Genomic DNA, 2,792 nt, shown 5'->3' with positions numbered 1-2,792 from the left:
TGTTGTTTTTTTTCTTGTTTGTTGTTTTTCTTGTTTGTTGTTTTTTTCTTGTTTGTTGTTTTTCTTGTTTGTTGTTTTTTTTCTTGTTTGTTGTTTTTCTTGTTTGTTGTTTTTTTCTTGTTTGTTGTTGTTTTTTTCTCTTGTTTGTTGGTGTTTTTCTTGTTTGTTGGTGTTTTTCCTTGTTTGTTGGTGTTTCCCTTGTTTGTTGGTGTTTTTTTTTCCTTGTTTGTTGGTGTCCCATCACGCAACCCCCCAACCTCCCTCGAAACCACCACGAAAACCCAAGACCTCCCGCTACTTTGTTCCACGTGGAACGCTGATTCAGTCTAGGATATCGAGGTCTTTGTTCTTGATTGCCTTATATACTTGCCTAATACAATGTATTGATAATAAAACCAATAAAGAAACTATGATTATAGGCAGAGCGTCGCCCGTAGCTATAACGTACCGCCCCAACTCAAACGCCATATACCCACAAAACAAGGTGAGTACGAAATATATAAATACACCCATAAAAATATACAATAAGTAACCACGATTTTAAAATTGAACGCAAATAATACAATTAATTGAGTATCAATAAAATAATATATATCAACCCCTAGAGCTACCTCTAAGGAAAGACAAGCCTAGATATAGATAAAAAATATACAATAAGTACCGCCTATTATATACCTTTTAGGATCGATTCAAGCGCAAATCCATGCATAAGGGTACAATTCACCCGCCCGTATGGATATAGATATATACAAAATGATACATAATAAAGTATTTTACTTACACATTTATAATTAAGGCTTAAAATTTACCGACTTAACACTTTTATGTGCAAGCAAAACATATGGTTATGCTATCATTTTGTAAAATTAGGCACAAAAAAGCCCTTCCGTCCTATATCACTATAGTACGAAAGGGCACAAACTTTAAAATCAAATAAAAACAAACGATCTATTGTCGCAATTTGTTCGCCATGTAACTAACACGTTTCCGCCTACATTTATCAGATTCCCTACTGCAATCTAATTTATTAGACTTGTATAGATCTTTGGTAAGCTCAATATAAAACTCCATTTGAGACTTTCTTACAGCCTCTAAAGCCTTTTCTTTTTGAATAGATAGTTTCCTATTCAAATTATCGAATTTCTTTTTGTACATAATATATTAATTTAATTACACCAATAAGAATACGGCATGGCTATGAAGTCACAAAGCCGCCGTTATCAAAACGGCCAGCCGGACGCACCACACCCGCCCGATTCCCTTTGGTTTTGTCCCTTTGCCCCGAACGAACGAAGCCAAATACGTACATACGTTGCCCGTGATACGTACCGACAAGGCGCACTTTGTCCGTCAATTTAACCGCACAAAATACCCTTGTAAGGGTTGTTATTTTAATTAATACATATAACATACAAGTATTTAAGCAACCCTATATGTTATTGCATTGATATATTGGTACGGTTATAACCCCGTAATGCACTCCATGCGTGCTGCTCTCGCTACACATGGACATACGCCCTATATATGCGTATATACACCAATATACCCCATGTTTTTACATGGCCTATCCGGTTGACCGGACGTATTAACCAGCCTTGATACATAGCCAAGAATAACGGCACGCCCCTGAACTAGGAGAATACCTGATCACACTATTAGTCGGCAATCTATTTATACGAACTCTCGATACCCTACCGATTCGCATATCTATGTATCAATATGTTAAATATCTTATCTGTTTAGTCTAAATCAGTGGCACGGCGTGAACGTACAGATATCGCCACCATAATGCCCCTATATATAAAGATATAAGGACATCTTAATATTATCTTACATTTTTATCGTGAGTAAGATAATAGGTGATACATTTGGCTATCAATGAAAACGAAAAATTCGTTATTTTAGTAGCCATTCGAGTAGATTTATATCTTTCGTTATTGTAAATAACGAAATAACCGCTTTTATCCTCAGAGTATTTAATAGGGGCACAATAGCCAAAAGCTTTATGTGTTGTGCCCAAAAGAATTTTCTGAGCTTGTTTTTCAGCTAACATTATTTTATTGTTGGCTGATTCATTTTCATCATTGTAAATCTTTTCTATTTCTATATATTGGCAAAATACGCCATCTATATTTGCAAGAATTTCTTTACAAATAGTAATAACCAATTCTTTATCTTTAGCCAAAGCGACTAAAGACGGGATAACATCTTTTGAAACTTCAATATTGTTTTCTTTGATAATATCCATAACATCTTTTTTGCTATTAAACAATCTGCACCAAGATTTTATCGCACCCGTCAAAGTTTCAGACTCAGACTTTTTCACTGCATTTTGTACTCGATTCAAATCTTTTGCTTTCATATTAAATCGCCCTTGCCCTAGGGACTTATATAGGCACCTAGCACGCCTTGTTTGTTAATATTGTTATCTCACATTGCAAATATAATATATGTTTTATTTCCAAACAAATATTTTACGATAAAAATTCAACGATTATATATAATGAAACTAATCAAATGTAAATGTATATTAAAATATTGATTTATATCATTGATAATCAACAATTTAAATGGAAAATAAGCATTCCTTTTTGGTTGGCTGGCGTTTGCCGTTCCTTTTTCCCGCCCTTCGTGGATTGGGGGGGGCGGTCCAAAAAACGGCAGACCCCACGGCCCGATTTCGGGGAGGTGGTCCGTCCCGCATATCCCGCACATCCCTCATATCCCTCATATCCCGCACATCCCTCATATCCCTCATATCCCGCATATCCCGCACATCCCGCATATCCCTC

At 35.9% G+C, this 2,792-nt stretch carries 3 protein-coding genes; all 3 read right to left on the bottom strand.

Annotation, left to right across the window (positions count from 1 at the left end):
• The coding region (locus ACFFUV_RS23265) for a hypothetical protein (RefSeq protein ID WP_390198263.1) at positions 1 to 248 on the bottom strand (248 nt) is incomplete at its 3' end.
• Positions 249 to 1,195: 947 nt separating this feature from the next.
• Positions 1,196 to 1,354 carry a hypothetical protein gene (locus ACFFUV_RS23260; RefSeq protein ID WP_390198260.1) on the bottom strand — a complete coding sequence of 53 codons (159 nt, stop codon included), beginning with the start codon at positions 1,352 to 1,354 and terminating at the stop codon, positions 1,196 to 1,198.
• 471 nt (positions 1,355 to 1,825) lie between these two features.
• The gene (locus ACFFUV_RS23255; protein WP_390198258.1) at positions 1,826 to 2,362 is read right to left on the bottom strand and encodes a hypothetical protein; all 537 of its coding nucleotides are present in this window, start codon (positions 2,360 to 2,362) and stop codon (positions 1,826 to 1,828) included.
• Positions 2,363 to 2,792: the final 430 nt, after the last annotated feature.

This window comes from Vibrio olivae, from assembly GCF_042428525.1.
Lineage (GTDB): Bacteria > Pseudomonadota > Gammaproteobacteria > Enterobacterales > Vibrionaceae > Vibrio > Vibrio olivae.
The sequence above is the reverse complement of the archived record's forward strand: the minus strand, read 5'-3'. Positions and strand labels throughout refer to the sequence as shown.